Origin of the sequence: Kitasatospora sp. NPDC018058 (assembly GCF_044327205.1) — a bacterium.
Lineage (GTDB): Bacteria > Actinomycetota > Actinomycetes > Streptomycetales > Streptomycetaceae > Kitasatospora.
In genome coordinates this window covers 126,704-144,027 of record NZ_JBIRFA010000016.1, presented here as the reverse complement: position 1 = coordinate 144,027, position 17,324 = coordinate 126,704, and the positions used below count along the sequence as shown (strand labels likewise).

The following is a 17,324-nucleotide window of genomic DNA, read 5'->3' as shown; positions in this document are numbered from 1 at the left end:
GGGACACCAGGATCACCTCGTACCGCGACGCGGGAGAGGGGGCGGCGGCGCTGTGCTTCGGCATGGCCGCCCTCCCCCTCTCCCCTGGCTGTCGTCGTCACGGTCGTCCGCACCTCGGGGCGCGGCTGCGTGGCGAGTGTAGGGAAGAGGGGTCCTGCTCCGCGAAGGGTTTTACGGCGGGGTCGTCACGGTGCGTGGAAGCGCAGGACCGGCTCCGACCAGCCGTCGTCGCCCGCCCCGGCGTCCAGGGCGGCGCCGATGGCGCGTTCCTCGTAGCCGAAGTGCGATTCCATGATGGCGGCCAGTCCGTCGAGTTCGCGGCCGATCGCCTCCAGGTCTGCGTCGGGTGCCTCGGCGGCCTGTTCGGCGAGTTCGCGCACCCGGGTGAGGATGCGGGAGATGAAGCCGTGGTCCTCGACGAGTTTGGCCACCGTCGGTGCGAGGTCGGGTCGTTCGCGCACCAGGGCGGCGAACAGGCCTTCGTCCTCTCCTTGGTGATGGTTGGTCAGGGCGGTGCAGAAGGCCAGGCAGTGGGTGAGGAGGGTGTCGTCGGCGAGCGTTCGCCGGCCGAGTCCGGCCCGGACGTCTGCCAGGCGGCGGCGCAGTTCCCGGTGGGCTTGGGAGAGTTGAAGACTGAGGGCGGCGGTTCGGCCGTTCACGGGGGAGGCCACGGGTGGGCGGTCCCTTCGGTTGCGCACCTCCATGCCTGGCGCGGTCCGCCACCGGCACGCGATGCCGCCCGCCATCCGATCACGGCACCCGCCGGCGCGGCAAGCCCGGCCGCCCGGCGGCGGCGCGTGCCGCGAGCGGGCGCGGGGGTCGCGGGCGCCCGAGCAGGACCCGGCCGCCACCAGCGCCGGCCCCGCCCCCTGGCGCACCCCGAAGGCGCCCCCGTCCAGCGCGGTGCCCAGCAGCACCGGCCAGCGGGTTGAGCAGTCCGAGCAGGCCGACGGTTGCGGCCGGCAGGTGACGCAGTCCCGCGAACCGGCAGGCGAAGGCGAGGGCGGTGGCCACCAGGGTGACGTTGCCGAAAGCGAGCGGGGTGGGGCCCTCCAGCGGGGGCGGCGCCCCCTCGACGGCGGCGGCCAGGAGGTGGCACGACTGGACGTGCGCTTTCGCGCGATCCTCGACTACCGGCACAGGGCAAGCACAATATGACCCATGACCAGCGATGCTCCCCCACCCGACCCCGACCCCGACCGCCTGGGCCGGTCCGCTCCCCCGCCGCCCGGCTGGGAGAACCCGGCGGTGCGGGCGGACCGGCGCCTGGTGGAGCTGCTGCAGGAGCTGCGGGTGCTGCAGACCGGTGTGCAGATCGTCTTCGCGTTCCTGCTCGGCGTCGCCTTCACCCCGCGCTTCGCCGAACTCAGCGACGCCCAGCAGGACATCTACATCGCCACCCTGCTGCTGGCCGTCGTCGCCGCCGCCGTCCTGGCCACGCCCGTCGCCCTGCACCGGGGCCTGTTCCACCATCCCGGCAAGGCCCGCATCGTCGACGTGTCCACCCGCATCGCCCAGGTCGGCCTGCTGCTGCTCGCCTCCGCCCTGACCGGGGCCGTGCTGCTGGTCCTGGACGTCGTCCTCGGCACGGCGCTGGCCGTCACGATCGCCTGCGTCATCGGCCTGATCTTCACCGGCCTGTGGTTCGTCCTGCCGTGGGCGGTGCGCCGCGCCACCACCCGCGACCGGCCCTGACGCCCCCGCCTCGCGCCGGCGTTGCGCAGGCAGCCCGCCACCACCTGCGCCCCGGCGCCGTGCGCCGCCGCCGCGATCGCCGACCCGTTGGGCGAGGGCAGCACCAGGCGCGGCGTGGCCGGCGCGCGGCGCAGCGCCGCCGGGGAGAGCAATCAGGGTGTCTGCGCGCTGACGGCGCTTCGGCCGACGGCGAGTCGGGCGTCACGGCTGCGGGCGAAGGTCTCGGCGTTCTCGTCGCGCCAGGCGTACGGGAAGACCCGCGCCCCGGTCTCGACCGCGACCGAGACGGAGGTGGTGAAGGACAGGACGTCGACGACCACCAGGGCGGCGACCTCGGCGGCGAGGTGGCGGGCGCCGGCCGGCCCCATGCGAAGCGCACGCCGTGGCCTGCTTGTACGAAGTATTCGCGCATGGCCGAGGACCCTGTCACGGCGGCGTACCGTCGTGACGGTGCCGGTCCGGTGGGCGGCTCGGGGTGGAACGGGGAGGCGGGCGGTGCTGATCGTGGTGAGCGGCGGGCCGGGCAGCGGGAAGACGACGCTGGCGCACGCGCTGGCCGGGGAGATCGGCTGCCCGGCGGTGTGCCGGGACGAGGTGAAGGAGGGCCTGGTGCACGCGGGCGCGGGCGAGCCGGCCCCCGGGGTCGACGAGGCGGTGCGTGCCGTCTTCTTCGAGGTGCTGGGGGTGTTGGTGCGCGCCGGGGTGAGCGTGGTCGCGGAGGCCGCGTTCCAGGACCGGCTCTGGCGCCCGGGTCTGGAGCCGCTGGCCGCGCGCACGCAGCTGCGGGTGGTGCACTGCCGGGTGGAGGCGGCGCTGGCCCGGCGGCGGATCGCCGAGCGCCTGGCCTGTGGCGGGCACCGGGCCGCGCACGCCGACCGGGAACTGCTCGCGGCCCCGCCGGGGGCGGGCAACCTGCTGGACGACTTCACGCCGCTGTCCCTGCCCGGTGTGCCGCGCCTGTGCGTGGACACCACGCGCGGCTACGACCCGCCGCTGGCGGACATCGTCGCCTTCGCCCGGCGCTGACGGGCGGGCGGGCGCTCGGGCGGGCGTGGACCGGGCCCGCCGGGCGGCTCGGCGGGCCCGGGCGACGTGGCGCCGCGGCTGCGGCCAGTGCCGCATCCGGTACATGCGGCCTGGGGCCGGGTCCTGAAGCACACCGCCGACGAGCCCGAAGTGACGCGGCCCGAAGGCGTCCGAACCGTCAGGCGGCCCGGTACGCCCGCAGGAAGGCCGCCACGCCACCGGTGATCTGCCGGTCCGTCTCCTGCGCCGACAGCGTCAGCACCCCGTAGTGCGTGAGCTGCACGATCGAGTGCGACGTCAGCGCCATGAAATGTGCACCCGCCAACGCCGCGTCCCCATGGAGATCGAGCAGTCCGGCCGCGGCCAGAGAGGTCATCGCATCGGCGAGGGCGCGGCCCACCGGGCCCGGCCCGGCCTCCTTCCAGGTCTGCAGCACCTCCGGCGGCACGTGGTCGGCCTCGGCATGAATGTGGCGGACCAACGCGAAGTGGTCCGGGTGCTCGGCCATCAACGCCACGAAGGCGCGCGCCAGGGCGACCAGGTCGCGCTCCAGGTCCGCCGGCCGGGGCGGGCGTTCCGCATCCAACAGGCCGTTCATCTTGGCGATCTGGGCATCCCGCACCTCGCCCGAGGTCCATGCCACCACCGTGCGGAACAACTCGGCCTTGCCGCCCGGGAAGTGGTTGTAGAGCGTCCGGGTGGAGACGCCGGCCGCCGCGGCCAGCGCGTCGACCGAGGCGCGGGCGTAGCCCTCGCGGCCGAAGACGCCGCAGGAGGCGCTCGCGATGGCGATCTGCTTGGCCAGTTTGCGCGGTGGGACCTCGCGGCGGGACTGCACCGACCCGGCCGGCTTCCGTACCGCGTACGCGGTGGCGGCGGGTGTACTGGCACTGGCGCTGGTACCGGCGGGGCTGCTGGCGCGGCGTCGATGAGCACCCGTCCCGCTCCTGCGACCGTCACCTGCGGCCGGCCGTCACGGCCGGCTCCCTTGCCCGCCGGCCTGGTGGTGGTCGTAGTCGGCGCGGGCGGCGAGGACGTGGGGCATGTGGGTCTCGGCCCAGGCCTTGATGGACCGCACGAGGGGCAGCAGGTCGTGTCCGAGCGGGGTGAGGGCGTAGTCGACGCGGGCGGGGACGGTGGCGGTGACGGTGCGCTGCAGCAGGCCGTCGCGTTCCAGGGCGCGCAGGGTCTGGGTGAGCATCTTCTCGCTGACCCCGGCGAGGCGTCGGCGCAGGTCGCTGTAGCGCTGGGGTCCGTCGGCGAGGGCGTTGACGGCGAGGCTGACCCACTTGTCGCCGATCCGGTCGAGGAGTTGGCGGGCCGGGCACTGGGCGAGGTAGGCGTCGTAGTGGGCCCGTGCGGCGGCGCGGCGCTGGGCGGCGGTCATGGTGGGCAACTGGCGCTCCTCCCCTTGGGGTCGGTTACGCACCTTGGGGTGCGTGCTTCCCGGTGGGGAGCAACTCTCCCTAGGTTGGGCATCGTTGTCGAGTCCTTGAAGGGGTGTGGGCGGTATGCGTGCGGTGGTGGTGCGGGCGTTCGGCGGGCCGCAGGCCCTGGAGGTGGCGCGGGTGGCGCTGCCCGGGGCGGGTGCGGGTCAGGTGCGGGTGCGGGTGGCGGCGGCGGGGGTGAACCCGGTGGACGCGCTGACCCGCGCGGGGGCGCTGGCCGGGGCGGGGCTGATGGCGGCGCGGGAGGTGACGGGCATCGGCTGGGACGTGGCCGGGGTGGTGGACGCCGTCGGCGAGGGGGTGACGGCTTTCACGCCGGGGCAGCCGGTGGTGGGGCTGCGCGACCGCCTGGACGTGGACCTGGGCGCCTACGCGCAGTTCGCGGTGCTGGACGCGGGCGCGCTGGCCCCGGCGCCCGCGGGGGTGGGCTTCGCGCAGGCGGCCACGCTGCCGCTGAACGGCCTCACCGCGTGGCAGGCGCTCGACCTGCTGGACCTGCCCGCCGGCGCGAGCGTGCTGGTGACGGGCGCGGCGGGAGCGGTGGGCGGCTTCGCGGTCGAGCTGGCGGTGCTGCGCGGCCTGCGGGTGGTGGCGGTCGCCGGCGCCGGGGACGAGGCGCTGGTGCGCTCGCTGGGCGCCGAGTGGTTCGTGCCGCGTACGGTGCCCGATGTGGCGGCGGCCGTACGGGAGTCGGTGCCCGGCGGGGTGGACGGAGCGCTCGACGCGGCGCTGCTGGGGACGACGGCGCTGGGGGCGGTGCGCGGGCGGGGCGCGTTCGTGGCGGTGTCGGGCGGCAGTGAGCCGGTGGGGCTGCGCGGGATCCGGGTGGCGAACGTGTGGGTGAGCGCCGACGGCGCCGCTTTGGCCCGTCTGTCCGCGCTGGCCGAGGAGGGCCGCCTGACCCTGCGGGTCGCCGCCACCCTGCCGCTGGAGCGCGCCGGCGAGGCGCACGAGCGCCTGGAGCGGGGCGGGCTGCGGGGGCGGCTGGTGCTGGTGCCCTGACCTGGGGCGCTTGGTACGGCGCGAGGTTGCCCCGCCACCACCCTTGAGAGCGCCCTGGTCCCACGGTCGAAGCGCCCCGGTTCACCACGCGCCGAAACGGCCGCCCACGTGCCCGCCACACCCGCCCGAACCGCTGGTCGGTCACCGGCGCTGACCGCCCGCGCCTGCCGAAAGGTCGGGCAGCGCCGGCCGGCAGGCCCCGGCCGCGAAGCCGGGCCGCGAGCCCCGGTGCGGCGGTCGCGGGACTGCGGCACACTGTCCCGGTGATCACCGACCACTGGCCGCTGCGGGGCCTGCGCGTCACCACGCCCCGTCTGGAGCTGCGCGCGCCCTGCGAGGAGGAGCTCGCCGACCTCGCGGACGTGGCCGCGCGCGGCGTCCATCCCCCGCACGTACGCCCCTTCCTCACCCCGTGGACGACCCTGCCGCCCGCCGAACGCGCCCGGCACGTCCTGCAGTTGCACTGGAGGCGACTGGGACGCTGGAGTCCGCAGCACTGGGCCCTGGACCTGGTGGTCTTCCACGAGGGGCGCCCGGTCGGCTACCAGGACATGCGCGCCCGGGACTTCGCCGTCCGCCGCGAGATCGCCTCCGGCTCCTGGCTCGGGCTGGCGCACCAGGGCCTGGGCATCGGCACCGAGATGCGCGCCGCGATGCTCCACCTGGCCTTCGCCGAACTCGGCGCGCTCTCGGCGACCTCGGCGTCCTTCACCGACAACCACTCCTCCCTCGCCGTCTCCCGCAAGCTCGGCTACCGCCCCGACGGCATCACCCGCGACACCCTCGACGGCCGCGTCGTGGAATCCCAGCGCCTGCGCCTGTCCCGCGACAACTGGCAGGGCCCGCCCGTCCCGGTCACGGTCACCGGCCTGACCGCGGCCTGCCTGGAGCTGTTCGGGGCCGACCGTGCGCCGCAGCAGCCGCAGCCACCGAAGTAGCCGGGGCGAGAACCCGTCCGGACCGCGCCGAGGCGCCGGCCGCCGTGTCCGGGCGGCCGGCGCCCCTTCACCGGTCGAGCGGCGGGCCCGGCGGTGAGTACCGGACCGGGCCCACCGGTTCAGCTCAGTGCCAGTAGTGGTCGGGCCACGTGCCGCACGGCCACTGGATGACATGGGCGCCGGCGCTGGTGCCGGCGCCCGGGACGGCCAGGCACTGGCCGCTGTTGTAGTCGACGACGTGGTACCAGTTGAAGTCGTTGGCGCTGAACTGCCAGTTCGCGGTCCAGTAGTGGTCGTTCCAGGTGCCGCAGGGCCACTGGATCAGCCCGGTGCCCTGCGCCGTGCTGCCTCCCGGGACCGCGAGGCACTGGTTGCCGTTGTCGTTGATGATGTGGTCGTAGGCCCCGTTGAAACCGATGCTCTGCGTGGCAAGGCCGTTGCCGCCCGCCGAGAGGATGCGCTGGAGTTCCTCCGGGGACACGGGGGTCAGGCCCTTGAGGGCCTCCTTGAGGTCCTTCTCGTGCTGCGCGGTGACGGTGACGCTCCCCTGCGCCGCGGGTGCCGGGCTCTGTGCCGTCGCGGCACCGCCCGTCGTGAACGCGAACGCCGCCGCGGTCGCGACGGCCGCCGCGATGCGCACGGCGCGGCCCGGTATCAGCTTGTCGATGGTCGACTCGGCTCCTGCCGGATGAACGCGGATGGTCGAACCGATCAGCGGGCAGGGCGGAGGTCGCAACCGTTCCCCCTGCACGGCCGAGGCAACGCTAGGAGAGGCAAACTTCCTTTCCAAGGCCGCGAATTGGCCACCATCCGGCGGGGCCTGAGAGGCCAGACGGGCCGGCCGGCGGCCCATACGGCCCGTGGAGTCCCGCACGCCAGGGCGGTGCGGCCACCGCCCACGGGCCACCCCCGGCACCCACCGCCGCACCCGGGCCGCCGAGCGCCTGACCGACCGGAGCGGGACGCCGCGACCGATCAGGGCAGCTCACCGACGCGCCGCCCCACGGTTCGGTGAACGCGCAGGGCCCCGCAGCGGCGATCGGCCGACCGCGCTCCCCGCGGCCGCCGAACCCCCGGGCCGGCTCCCCGGCCGGGGAGCCGACGCCGCCGAATGTCATGCACCGGCCCCGCCGGGCCGTCGCCCGGCCGACCGAACGGGATCCTCGATCACACCGGACACCGCAGCGGGGAGTCGGGCCCGCCGACTCCCCGTGCGCCGCGGGCGGCTCAGGCGACCCAGGCGGCTCAGGTGGCCAGGGCGCCGGCCAGGGCGTCCAGGGAGTACAGGACGCGGATGCCCTGCGCCACCGGGGTCGCGGAGGCGGTGCGGTCGAGCCAGAAGGCGTGCAGGCCGGCGCGGTGGGCGCCTTCCGCGTCGAGGGTGTAGTTGTCGCCGACGTAGGCGACTTCGTCGGGGGCCAGGCCCAGGGCGGCGCAGCCGGCGTGGAAGATGCCGGGGGCGGGTTTGGCCTCGCCGTGCTGGTCGGAGCAGATGAGGACGTCGGCGACGTGGTCGAGCAGGCCGACGGCGCGCAGTTTGCGGCGCTGGTGGTCGGTGTCGGAGTTGGAGACGACGCCGAGGCGGTAGTGGGGGGCGAGGGCGGCGAGGGTGGGGGCGGCGTCGGGGAAGGCGGCCTGGGCGGCGTCGCGGTGGGCGGCGTAGCCGGCGAACCAGGCGGCGGCCTGTTCGTCGGTGAGGTGGTGGGCGCCGTCCTCGCCGAGGTGGGTGAGGAAGTGGCGGGTGCGTTCGTGCTGCTGGCCGCGGAAGGTGAGTTCGCCGGCGAGGAAGCGCGCGTAGTGGGTCTGCATGACGGTGCGCCACAGGGTCAGCGCCGCCTGCGGGGAGGGGAGGCGCTCGAGCAGGCCCGTCTGCCGCAGGTGGGCGAGGATGCCGGCCTGCTCGGAGCCGGAGTAGTCGAACAGGGTGTCGTCGACGTCGAAGAGCACGCCTCTGATCGGCATGGTGCGGTCCTTTTCGTGTGCGCGTGCGGTACGGACCCTGCGCGCGGGGCCCGGGCGGTTGGGTGGGGCACCGGCGCCGGCCCCTCGGGTGCGGCCGCAGCGCCTGCCACGTGGCGCCGCGTGCGGGGCCGTTCCGGGTGGAGGTCATCGGCGGCGGCGGGCGCATCGGGTCGGCGGTGGAGCCGGCGCCCGGGACCCGCGCTCGCGGGGGCGGGCCCTCGGCGCGACACGCCCGTCCGCCGTGGGGCTCAGGCCGGGACCGGGACCGCCGCCCCCGCCCCCGCCCCCGCCGATGCCCCCGCCGATGCCAGCAGGGCGTCGAGCAGGCCCGGGAAGCGGGCGTCCAGGTCGGTGCGGCGCAGGCTGACGAAGCGGTTGCGGCCGGCGACGCGGGTGGTGGTGACGCCGGCTTCGCGCAGGACGCGCATGTGGTGGGAGACGGTCGACTTGTGGAGGTGGTCCAGGCCCAGGCTGCGCGGGTCGCAGGAGTGTTCGGCGCCGTCGGCGTAGCTGAGCAGCAGGCGCATGCGGACGGGGTCGCCGAGGGCGTGCAGGACCGTGACGAGGTCGATGTCGGCGGTGGCGGGCTGGGGAAGCCGCTCGTCGTCGGTCATGGGTTCGGCTCCGGTCCTGGGGTCTCGGCGGGGCGGGACGGCGGGCAACAGCGGGGATGGTTTGACAATCATCCACCAATCCCCGATTGTTTGGCGAGCATCAAACTGTTCCATGTTCGTCCAACAATAGCCTCGGGGGGCTTTCCGTGCCCGTACGCCTGCTCCTGCTCGCCCTCGGGACCTTCGCCATGGGCACCGACTCGATGGTCGTGGCCGGCATCCTCGGCCCGGTCTCCGCCGACCTGCGGGTCTCGGTGGGCGCCGCCGGCCAGCTGGTCACCGTCTTCGCGCTCGGCTACGCGCTGCTGGCCCCGCCGCTGGCCGCCGCCACCGCCCGCTGGCCGCGCCGGCGCCTGCTGCTGACCGCGCTCGCCGTCTTCAGCGCCGCCAACGCGCTCAGCGCCCTCGCCCCCACCTACGAACTGCTGCTCGCCACCCGGGTCCTCGCCGCGGCCGGCGCCGCCCTCTACACGCCGACCGCCAACGCCGTGGCCACCACCCTGGTCGCCCCCGAACGGCGCGGCCGGGCGCTGGCCACCGTACTCGGCGGCATGACGGTGGCCACCGCGCTCGGCGTGCCGCTGGGCACCTGGGTCGGACGCGCCGACTGGCGGATGACGATGTGGCTGGTCACCGCGCTCGGCCTGGCCGCACTGGCCGGACTGGCCGCCCTGCTGCGCGACCTGCCCGCCCCCACCGCCGCCCCCACCCTGAAGGCCCGCCTCGCCCCGCTCGGCCGGCCCCGGGTGCTCGGCGCCGCCGCCACCACCCTCGCCTTCTTCCTGGCCTTCCAGAGCGTCTACATCTACCTGGCCACCGCCGTCTCGGGCGCCACCGGCGAAAGCGCGAACCGGCTGAGCCTGATCCTGCTCACCACCGGCGTGATGTCGGTGGCCGGCAGCTGGCTGGGCGGACGCCTGGTCGACCGCGTCGGCGTGCGCAGGGTGCTGCTGACCGGCTCCGCCCTCGCCGCCGCCGCCTTCGCCGCCCTGCCCTGGCTGGGGCGCAGCATGCCGGGGTCGCTGGCGTACGCGATGGTGGTGCCGCTGGCGGGGTGGGCGGTGTCGGTGGCGCTGCCGCACCGGCTGGCGTCGATCGACCCGGCAAACGCGCCGCTGCTGATCTCGCTGAACAGCAGTGCGCTGTACCTGGGCACGGCGGCGGGGGGTGTGGCGGGGTCGGCGGCGATCGCGGTGCTGGGAGGGCGGTGGTTCCCGCTGGCGGCGGCGGTGCCGGCGCTCATCGCGTGCGCGATCGCGGCGGCCACCACCCGCGACCAGCGCGCGGGCGCCCCGGCGGCGGCCGCGGCGGCGGCCCGCGGCTGAGCGCCGTACGGGGCCGGGGCACGGGAGGGAGAGGCCGTACGGGGCCGCGGCGCGGCCCCGTACGGCGCGCGGCGTCAGGCGCCCAGCACCTCGCCGACCAGCGCGCGGGCCTCGTCCTGAACCCGCGCCAGGTGCTCGGTGCCCAGGAACGACTCGGCGTAGATCTTGTACACGTCCTCGGTGCCCGAGGGGCGGGCGGCGAACCAGGCGTTGTCGGTGCACACCTTCAGGCCGCCGATCGCGGCCCCGTTGCCGGGCGCGTTCGAGAGCACGGCGGTGATCTTCTCCCCCGCCAGCTGCCCGGCCGTGACCTGCTCGGGCGCCAGGCGGGCCAGGCGGGCCTTCTGCTCGCGGTCGGCGGGGGCGTCCACGCGGGCGTAGGCGGGCTCGCCGTGGCGGGCGGTCAGTTCGCGGTAGTGGGCGCTGGGGGTCGTGCCGGTGACGGCGGTGATCTCGGAGGCGAGCAGGGCCAGCAGGATGCCGTCCTTGTCGGTGGTCCACACCCCGCCGTCGCGGCGCAGGAAGGAGGCGCCGGCGCTCTCCTCGCCGCCGAAGGCGATCGAGCCCTCCAGCAGGCCGTCGACGAACCACTTGAAGCCGACCGGGACCTCCAGCAGCCGGCGGCCCAGGTCGGCGGCGACGCGGTCCAGCATCGAGGAGGACACCAGCGTCTTGCCCACCGCCGCATCACCCGGCCAGTCGGCGCGGTGGCGGTAGAGGTAGTCGACGGCCACCGCCAGGTAGTGGTTGGGGTTCATCAGGGCGCCGTCGGGGGTGACGATGCCGTGCCGGTCGGCGTCCGCGTCGTTGCCGGTGGCGATGGCGTACTCCTGCCGGCGGCCGATGAGGGAGGCCATCGCGGCCGGCGAGGAGCAGTCCATGCGGATCCTGCCGTCCCAGTCCAGCGTCATGAACCGCCAGGTCGGGTCGGTGACCGGGTTGACCACCGTCAGGTCCAGGCGGTGCGTCTCGGCGATGCGCCCCCAGTACGCCACCGACGCCCCGCCCAGCGGGTCCGCGCCGATGCGAAGCCCCGCCGCCCGCACCGCGTCCAGGTCCACCGCCGAGGGCAGGTCCTCGACGTAGGCGGTGAGGTAGTCGTGGCGGCCGGTGGTGGCCGCGGCCAGCGCCCGCGCGTAGGGGACCTTCCGCACCCCGCGCAGGCCCTCGCGGATCAGCTCGTTGGCGCGGTCCTGGATCCAGCCGGTCGCCTCGGATCCGGCCGGTCCCCCGCTGGGCGGGTTGTACTTGAAGCCGCCGTCGCGCGGCGGGTTGTGCGAGGGCGTCACCACGATGCCGTCCGCCAGCGCCCGGGGGCTGCGCCGGTTGTGGGCCAGGATCGCGTGCGAGATCGCCGGGGTGGGGGTGTAGCCGTCGGCGGCGTCGATCAGCACCTGCACGCCGTTGGCCGCCAGCACCTCCAGCGCCGTCACCCTCGCCGGCTCGGACAGCGCGTGGGTGTCCGCGCCCAGGAACAGCGGGCCCGCCACCCCCTGCAGCGCCCGGTACTCGCAGATCGCCTGCGTGGTCGCGGCGATGTGGTCCTCGTTGAACGCCGCGTCCAACGAGGAGCCCCGGTGCCCCGAGGTCCCGAACGCCACCCGCTGCGCCGCCTCCTGCGGATCCGGCCGCAGCGCGTAGTACGCCGTCACCAGCCGCGCCACGTCCACCAGGTCACCGGGCTGCGCCGGCTGCCCGGCCCGTGCGTGTGCCATCCGTCTTCTCCCGCCGAAAATCCCGAAACTCGCGTCGACGTCCTCGTCCCCGCGCTCACCGATCGTAGCCAGAACGCGACCGCGCCCCGAACCGCACGGGGCGACGCGGGGCGCGTGTGGCCGTTTCGGTTCAGACGGGCGGCCGTTCGCGGTGACCGTCGAGGGCCGGCGCGGTGACGGTGGCCGCGAACTGTGTGATCCGGTACTCGGTCAGGCCCTCGCGCACGAACGGGTCGGTGGCCACCAGCGCCTCGATCGCCGCCCGGTCCTCACCCGCCGCCAGGATCACCCCGCCCTCCCGCGGCACCTTGCGCCCCGCGGCCAGGAACACCCCGGCCTCGACCTGCCCGCACAGCCACCGCCTGTGCCGCGCCATCGCCTCGTCGATCCGCTCCAGCTCCGCGGTGTACACCAATTCCAGTACGAACATGCGACCAGGCTAGACCCGCACCGGGCGCCTCCTGCCGCAGGGGTGGGCGAGGGCGGATTCGAACCGCCACAGCCGAAGCGGGGGCTTTACAGGCCCTTGGGCTCGCCAGTGCCCAGCTCGCCCTCAGGGGGGCGTCAACACCCTTGCTCTGCACGGAGGAAACGTGACCGAAAGCGTGACGCGGCGGCGCGACGCCCGGCTACGCCCGGGGCGGGACGGCGGCGACGCGGCGCGCGGACGGGAAGCGGCGATAACCACGGCCATGGGCGGCTCGGGCTGCTGCGGCGTTCATGGCGTACTCCCCTCCTTCGCTGCGTACGGCGTGCGGCGTCGTCCGCGACCACTCTCCCGCAGCGCTCCCCGGGGGTGCAACGGGTTTTCCCACCCGGGCCCCGGAAGGGTGCCGACCCCGATCCTGCCAGGTCAGGCAAGGGTTGCGGTAGGACGCAGCGCACCCCGGTTTCGCCTTGTCGCCTCGCCTCGGCGGGGCGCACACTCGTGCGACACCCCCTCCCCCTCCACGACCCACGCGCCACCGCCCCCCTTTCGCGGGGCGGCCGGCGCGCGGGCCCTCGCGCCCCGGCGCCACGAGGGGGGCAGGTGAGACGGATGAGCAACGACGAAGGGATACAAGGGACTTGAACGCGCATGCGGACCTGGCACTGAGGGCACGGGTGCGGCTGATGAGCCACAACGACCGGATCCTGGAAGGGGAGGAGGGGCTGCGGGTCTACCGGATCCTCTTCACGGCGAGCCCGCGCGTCTACGCCTTCAAACTCGCCTTCGTCCTGCGGGAGGCGGCCGAGGGCCCGCGGGTGGCCCACCTGCCGAAGGCCCGGCAGCTGCTGCTGGAGGAGGCGAAGGCCGCCTGCGCACACATCCCCGCCGACGCGCCCGCCTACCAGCGCCACATGTGGGACTACACGATGTCGGACCTGCGGCAGATCGAGCGGCGACTGGGCCAGGCGACCCAGTAAGGGATCCACGGCCCCGGCGCACCGTCACACCGGGGCCGCACGGCGGCGCAAGCGGCAGGAGCGGCGGGAGCGGCAGGAGCGCCGGGGCCGCCGTCGTCGGCTGGAACACCGCCGCCCGGGCGTGGGCCGGCGAACCGGGCGCGCAGGTGGCGCGGCTGCCGGCGCTGGACGGGACGGTGACCCTGCAGGGCGAGGGCCTGGAACGGTTCTCCGGCGACTTCGGGCACCTGGTCTCTGCCGCGCCCCGTGCAGTGCTGCGGCCCGGCTCGGTGCTGGACGTGCAGAAGACGGTCGCCTTCGCCCACCGCCACCGCATCCCGGTGGCCGTCAACGGACAGAGCGGCGATGCGGCGGCGGTCGGCGCGGCGGGGCTGGAGTCGCACTCCAACTACGGCCAGGCCAACCCCCGCGGCGGCATCGCGATCGACGCCCGCGGCCTGGACAAGGTCGTCTCGATCCGGCCCGGGCGGGCCGTCGTCGAGGCCGGCGCCACCTGGGCGCAGCTCACCGACGCGGGCCTGAAGGAGGGCTGGGTGCCGCCGTGCCTGACGGACTATCTGCACCTGTCCGTCGGCGGGACGCTGAGCGTGGGCGGTATCGGCGGGGCGGTGCAGCACTACGGGATGCAGGTGGACACCGTCGAGGAGCTCCAGGTGGTGACCGGGACGGGTGAGCTGGTGACGGCCTCGCGCACGCGTGACCGGGAGCTGTTCGAGGCGGTGCCGGCCGGCGCCACCGGGCAGGATCATCCCGTCCCAGTTCACCGGGGCCGGGCCGGGGCAGGGGCATCTCACGGACGGTGAGGCCCCCCGGTCCCCCCATGGTCTCGAAGACGACTTTCCCCGGCATCACGGGCCCCCCGGGTCGCACTTGAACCGGCGCGACCCGGATCCCCACCCAAACCGCGACGGGGACCACTGTCAAACATCACCCGGATCGAAATCCACGGGACTCCGACGCACGTCACACATGTCTGACCACACGTCACATTCGTCACCGAAAGGGGCCGTCAGATGCGGACCGGCTTGAGAACCCGGGCATCGTCGATGCGAAACACACTCCAAGGAACAAGACGGGCAAACACCACGTCCGCGCGGCCACACACATACCTCACATCACCTTTCGCCACACACGCCCCGCGGCCCCCACCCCACACAGGCCTCGACTTGTCATGAGAAGCCGTGATCAAAGCGATCTTGGGGCTTTGAGATCGGACGGGGGTTCGGCTTTCGATCCCGTTCGGATGATCGCGTACGGGCCGGCGCATGAAGGAAGGGCCTCCTGCACAGTCCGGAGATGTCGAGTCACCGGAGTGCGAGGAGGCCCTGTTGTCCCAGTCTGTCGCGTTCGCCGGGTCAGCGTCCAACTCCGGCGTGTCGGGCTGTGATTGTCTCGCTCACCGGTTCGGCAACGCCGCCGACCACGAGGATCGCGAGCGCCGTTACCCCAGCGATCTCACCGACGCCGAGTGGGCCGTGGTGCGCGACGCGCTGCCGCTGCCTCGCTGGATGGAGGGCCGAGGCGGCCGTCCGGAGGCCTACTGCCACCGCACCACGGTCGACGCCGTGCTCTACCTGGTCGACGGCGGCATCAAGTGGCGGGCGATGCCCGCCGACTTCCCCCACTGGCGGGCCGTCTACCGCTTCTTCCGCCGCTTCCTGGCCCAGGGCCTGCTCACCGAGCTGCACGACCGGCTGCGCCGCCGAGTGCGGGTCAAGGAGGGCCGCGACCCGGAACCGTCCGCGGGGATCATCGACTCCCAGTCGGTCAAGGCCGACGCCGTGGTCGGCGCCGCCACACGCGGCTACGACGGCGGCAAGAAAATCAACGGCCGCAAGCGCCACCTGGTGGTGGACTGCCTGGGCCTGCTGCTGGCCGTGCTGGTCACCCCCGCCTCCGCCACCGACCGCGACGCCGCGACGCCGCGACCGCGATGCTGCCGCGCCTGCGCGAGAAATGCTTCCGCCTGAAGCTGGTCTGGGCCGACAGCGGCTACACCGGCGCCCTGGTCGAGTGGGCCGCCGCCGCACTGCACCTGGCACTCACGGTGGTCAAGCGCACCGAGGCCACCACGGGGCTCCAGGTGCTGCCGCGCCGCTGGGTGATCGAGCGCACCAACGGCTGGCTGATGCGCACCCGCCGCCTCGCGCGCGACTACGAACGCACCACCGCCTGCGCCGAGGCGATGGTGCACTGGTCGATGGCCGCCCTCATGACCCGCCGCCTGGCGGGAAGACGGCGCTGAACCGGCCATCCGGCTCCTTGGCCAGCCAGCCCCGCTCGGCCATCCGCCGCGCCTTCGCGCGCACCCCCTCCACCCCGGCCGCGGACGTCTCCCATCCCAGCCGCTGAGCGATCTGACGGCAGTTCAACGGACCCGTCCCCTCCCGCGCGGCGTCGTCGAGCAGGACGACGATGCGCTGGTAGTCCGGCGCCAGCACCCGCACCGACACACCCTCGCTCCACACCGGCACCACCGTCCCCGGCGCCGCGGCCACCGCCGGCTCCCCGCTCTGCGGCGAACCGTCCACCCCACGCGCACCAGCCAGCGCCGCGGCCAGCCCCTCCCACGCGATCACCGCCCGTTCATACGCCCGTTCGGCCTCGGCGACCGCAGCCCGGGCGCGCTCCGCCGCCTCGCGGCACTCCTCCAAGCGCCGACGCGCATCCAGCTCCCGTTCCTCCAGCAGACCCAGCGGCGAGGGCAACCGGCACCTCCGGCATCACGACGACACGACGCGCCCATCGTGCCCGCCCTCCCGCCGACGCCATGCCTGAGCAGCGGAAATCAAACGATCACGCCCGGATTGATAACGGCTTCTGAAGCAAGACGAAACGTCCTCTCAAACGTCGTCCCGGATCGGAATAGGGGGATTTCGGCGCGCGATGAACCGACTTGATCATGCGTCAGGTTCGTCGTCGAAGGGGCCGCCGGGCCGCCGACCGGGGCTTCGGGCCGACCCGGTCGGGGCAGGGCGTACGCTGAGGCGCGTGATCGAGGACGACGTCCAGGGGTGGGCCGGCACACACCGGTGGGTTCAGGGCGCACTCGCGCCCGGTGAGCGGATCACGCGGGCGACGCCCCTGAAGGGCGGGTGGACCTCGCGGATGCGCCGCCTGGACGTCGAGGGCACCGACGCCCCGTACGCGCTGGTGCTGCGTTCCTTCGTCAAACCGTTCTACCGGCGTCACGCGCCCGCCCTGCTGACCCGGGAAGCCGCAGTACTGCGCCTGCTTCAGGCGGGCGCCGTACCGGCGGCGCGACTGCGGGCCGTGGACGCGCAAGGGGCCCACTGCGAGTACCCGTCGCTGGTGATGAGCCACCTACCGGGAGAGGTACGGGTACGCGAGGACGGGGACGTCGAGCGCCGTATCGCGCTGCTGGCCGCCCAGTTGGCCGCCGTCCACGCCGTCCAGGCATCCGGGGCAAACCGCCCCCGCCCCTGGCAGGCGTGGACGTCACCCGAACGCGTCCAACCACCCACCCACACCGATCGGGCGGGCCTGTGGGACCGGGCGGTGAACGTGATCGACCGCGAGGCGCCGGCACACCGCCCGCGCTTCCTACACCGCGACTTCCATCCCGGCAACGTGCTGTTCACCGGCACCGGTGAACAGTTGACGGTGAGCGGGGTGGTGGACTGGGTGGAGACCTCCTGGGGCCCGGCCGACCTGGACGTCGCCCACTGCTCCACCGCCCTGGCCCTGCTACACGGCACCCACGCGGGCATGGCCTTCCCCGACGCCTACGAACAGGCCGGCGGACACCTCACCGCCGGCACCGACCACCTCTACTGGCGACTACTGGACGCCCTCGCCTTCGCCCCGGACGCCGAGAAAGTCGCCGTCCCCTGGCGTGAACTGGGCCGCACCGACCTGACCCCCGAACTACTGAGCACCCGCCTGGAAAACTACCTACAAACCCTCTTCGACCGCTACGCCTGAACGCGGCACCCCCCACCAACAACACCAGGCACCTGCACTGACGGCCACTGAACGCCCTCACCTTCACCCCGGACACCGAGAAAATCGCCGCCCCCTGGCGTGAACTGGGCCGCACCGACCTGACCCCCGACGCACTGAGCACACGCCTGGAAAACCACCCACAAGCCCCCTTCGACCGCTACGCCCGAACACGGCACCCCCACACCAACAACACCAGGCACCCACCCACCACCCGCCCGCAGCCACC

21 protein-coding genes and 1 tRNA gene are annotated in these 17,324 nt (G+C 74.3%); 10 read left to right on the top strand and 12 right to left on the bottom strand.

The window, feature by feature from the left end; all coding sequences use genetic code 11:
* Positions 1-185 precede the first annotated feature (185 nt).
* Entirely contained in the window at positions 186-671 is a 486-nt protein-coding gene (locus ACH4E7_RS23480) for a hemerythrin domain-containing protein (protein WP_396250969.1), read from the bottom strand.
* A gap of 79 nt (positions 672-750) precedes the next feature.
* Positions 751-1,140, bottom strand: coding sequence for a hypothetical protein (locus tag ACH4E7_RS23475; RefSeq protein ID WP_396250968.1), 390 nt, complete (start codon positions 1,138-1,140; stop codon positions 751-753).
* 21 nt (positions 1,141-1,161) lie between these two features.
* On the opposite strand from ACH4E7_RS23475, the gene ACH4E7_RS23470 reads away from it, so the two are divergent.
* Entirely contained in the window at positions 1,162-1,695 is a 534-nt protein-coding gene (locus ACH4E7_RS23470; protein WP_396250967.1) for a DUF6328 family protein, read from the top strand.
* A gap of 152 nt (positions 1,696-1,847) precedes the next feature.
* Here the strand turns inward: ACH4E7_RS23470 and ACH4E7_RS23465 are convergent, their stop codons facing one another.
* Positions 1,848-2,063: a hypothetical protein gene (locus ACH4E7_RS23465; RefSeq protein WP_396250966.1), complete on the bottom strand. Its 216-nt coding sequence runs from the start codon at positions 2,061-2,063 to the stop codon at positions 1,848-1,850.
* A gap of 127 nt (positions 2,064-2,190) precedes the next feature.
* Between ACH4E7_RS23465 and ACH4E7_RS23460 the strand changes: the two genes are divergently transcribed.
* Positions 2,191-2,721, top strand: coding sequence for an AAA family ATPase (locus tag ACH4E7_RS23460; protein ID WP_396250965.1), 531 nt, complete (start codon positions 2,191-2,193; stop codon positions 2,719-2,721).
* Positions 2,722-2,899: 178 nt separating this feature from the next.
* Here the strand turns inward: ACH4E7_RS23460 and ACH4E7_RS23455 are convergent, their stop codons facing one another.
* Together ACH4E7_RS23455 and ACH4E7_RS23450 are read right to left on the bottom strand one after the other, a co-directional pair.
* Positions 2,900-3,559: a TetR/AcrR family transcriptional regulator gene (locus ACH4E7_RS23455; protein WP_396250964.1), complete on the bottom strand. Its 660-nt coding sequence runs from the start codon at positions 3,557-3,559 to the stop codon at positions 2,900-2,902.
* A 135-nt stretch (positions 3,560-3,694) separates the two neighbouring features.
* Entirely contained in the window at positions 3,695-4,117 is a 423-nt protein-coding gene (locus ACH4E7_RS23450; protein ID WP_396250963.1) for a winged helix-turn-helix transcriptional regulator, read from the bottom strand.
* A 115-nt stretch (positions 4,118-4,232) separates the two neighbouring features.
* On the opposite strand from ACH4E7_RS23450, the gene ACH4E7_RS23445 reads away from it, so the two are divergent.
* Positions 4,233-5,171, top strand: a complete 939-nt coding sequence (locus ACH4E7_RS23445; RefSeq protein ID WP_396250962.1) for an NADP-dependent oxidoreductase — start codon at positions 4,233-4,235, stop codon at positions 5,169-5,171.
* A gap of 263 nt (positions 5,172-5,434) precedes the next feature.
* Complete coding sequence (locus ACH4E7_RS23440; protein ID WP_396250961.1) at positions 5,435-6,109, top strand: GNAT family N-acetyltransferase; 675 nt, start codon at positions 5,435-5,437, stop codon at positions 6,107-6,109.
* A gap of 124 nt (positions 6,110-6,233) precedes the next feature.
* Here ACH4E7_RS23440 and ACH4E7_RS23435 read toward each other — a convergent pair whose 3' ends face one another.
* The 3 genes from ACH4E7_RS23435 to ACH4E7_RS23425 all read right to left on the bottom strand — a co-directional run bounded on the left by ACH4E7_RS23435 (position 6,234) and on the right by ACH4E7_RS23425 (position 8,685).
* A complete protein-coding gene (locus ACH4E7_RS23435; RefSeq protein WP_396250960.1) occupies positions 6,234-6,845 on the bottom strand; it encodes an RICIN domain-containing protein in 612 nt (203 codons plus the stop codon).
* 509 nt (positions 6,846-7,354) lie between these two features.
* Entirely contained in the window at positions 7,355-8,071 is a 717-nt protein-coding gene (locus ACH4E7_RS23430; RefSeq protein WP_396250959.1) for an HAD family hydrolase, read from the bottom strand.
* A gap of 248 nt (positions 8,072-8,319) precedes the next feature.
* Entirely contained in the window at positions 8,320-8,685 is a 366-nt protein-coding gene (locus ACH4E7_RS23425) for an ArsR/SmtB family transcription factor (protein WP_396250958.1), read from the bottom strand.
* A 146-nt stretch (positions 8,686-8,831) separates the two neighbouring features.
* Here ACH4E7_RS23425 and ACH4E7_RS23420 point away from each other — a divergent pair, with 146 nt between their 5' ends.
* Complete coding sequence (locus ACH4E7_RS23420) at positions 8,832-10,010, top strand: MFS transporter (protein ID WP_396250957.1); 1,179 nt, start codon at positions 8,832-8,834, stop codon at positions 10,008-10,010.
* A gap of 74 nt (positions 10,011-10,084) precedes the next feature.
* Here the strand turns inward: ACH4E7_RS23420 and pgm are convergent, their stop codons facing one another.
* From pgm to ACH4E7_RS23405, 3 genes are all read right to left on the bottom strand, one after another.
* A complete protein-coding gene (gene pgm, locus ACH4E7_RS23415) occupies positions 10,085-11,725 on the bottom strand; it encodes a phosphoglucomutase (alpha-D-glucose-1,6-bisphosphate-dependent) (protein ID WP_396250956.1) in 1,641 nt (546 codons plus the stop codon).
* Between the two features lie 130 nt (positions 11,726-11,855).
* Entirely contained in the window at positions 11,856-12,155 is a 300-nt protein-coding gene (locus ACH4E7_RS23410) for a YciI family protein (protein WP_396250955.1), read from the bottom strand.
* Between the two features lie 43 nt (positions 12,156-12,198).
* Positions 12,199-12,278 (bottom strand) — tRNA-Tyr (locus tag ACH4E7_RS23405).
* Positions 12,279-12,838: 560 nt separating this feature from the next.
* Here ACH4E7_RS23405 and ACH4E7_RS23400 point away from each other — a divergent pair.
* The 4 genes from ACH4E7_RS23400 (at position 12,839) to ACH4E7_RS23385 (ending at position 15,377) form a co-directional block, all read left to right on the top strand.
* Entirely contained in the window at positions 12,839-13,132 is a 294-nt protein-coding gene (locus ACH4E7_RS23400; RefSeq protein ID WP_396250954.1) for a hypothetical protein, read from the top strand.
* Positions 13,133-13,278: 146 nt separating this feature from the next.
* Positions 13,279-13,935 carry an FAD-binding protein gene (locus ACH4E7_RS23395; RefSeq protein WP_396250953.1) on the top strand — a complete coding sequence of 219 codons (657 nt, stop codon included), beginning with the start codon at positions 13,279-13,281 and terminating at the stop codon, positions 13,933-13,935.
* A 525-nt stretch (positions 13,936-14,460) separates the two neighbouring features.
* Positions 14,461-15,102 carry an IS5 family transposase gene (locus ACH4E7_RS23390; protein WP_396250952.1) on the top strand — a complete coding sequence of 214 codons (642 nt, stop codon included), beginning with the start codon at positions 14,461-14,463 and terminating at the stop codon, positions 15,100-15,102.
* Complete coding sequence (locus tag ACH4E7_RS23385) at positions 15,066-15,377, top strand: transposase (protein WP_396250951.1); 312 nt, start codon at positions 15,066-15,068, stop codon at positions 15,375-15,377. The genes ACH4E7_RS23390 and ACH4E7_RS23385 overlap by 37 nt, the downstream gene beginning before the upstream one ends.
* On the opposite strand, the gene ACH4E7_RS23380 is transcribed toward ACH4E7_RS23385, so the two are convergent.
* Positions 15,343-15,840, bottom strand: coding sequence for a hypothetical protein (locus ACH4E7_RS23380; protein WP_396250950.1), 498 nt, complete (start codon positions 15,838-15,840; stop codon positions 15,343-15,345). The genes ACH4E7_RS23385 and ACH4E7_RS23380 overlap by 35 nt on opposite strands.
* 286 nt (positions 15,841-16,126) lie before the next feature.
* Here ACH4E7_RS23380 and ACH4E7_RS23375 point away from each other — a divergent pair, with 286 nt between their 5' ends.
* On the top strand, positions 16,127-17,077 hold the full coding sequence (locus ACH4E7_RS23375; protein WP_396251061.1) for a phosphotransferase family protein: 951 nt from the start codon (positions 16,127-16,129) through the stop codon (positions 17,075-17,077).
* Positions 17,078-17,324: the final 247 nt, after the last annotated feature.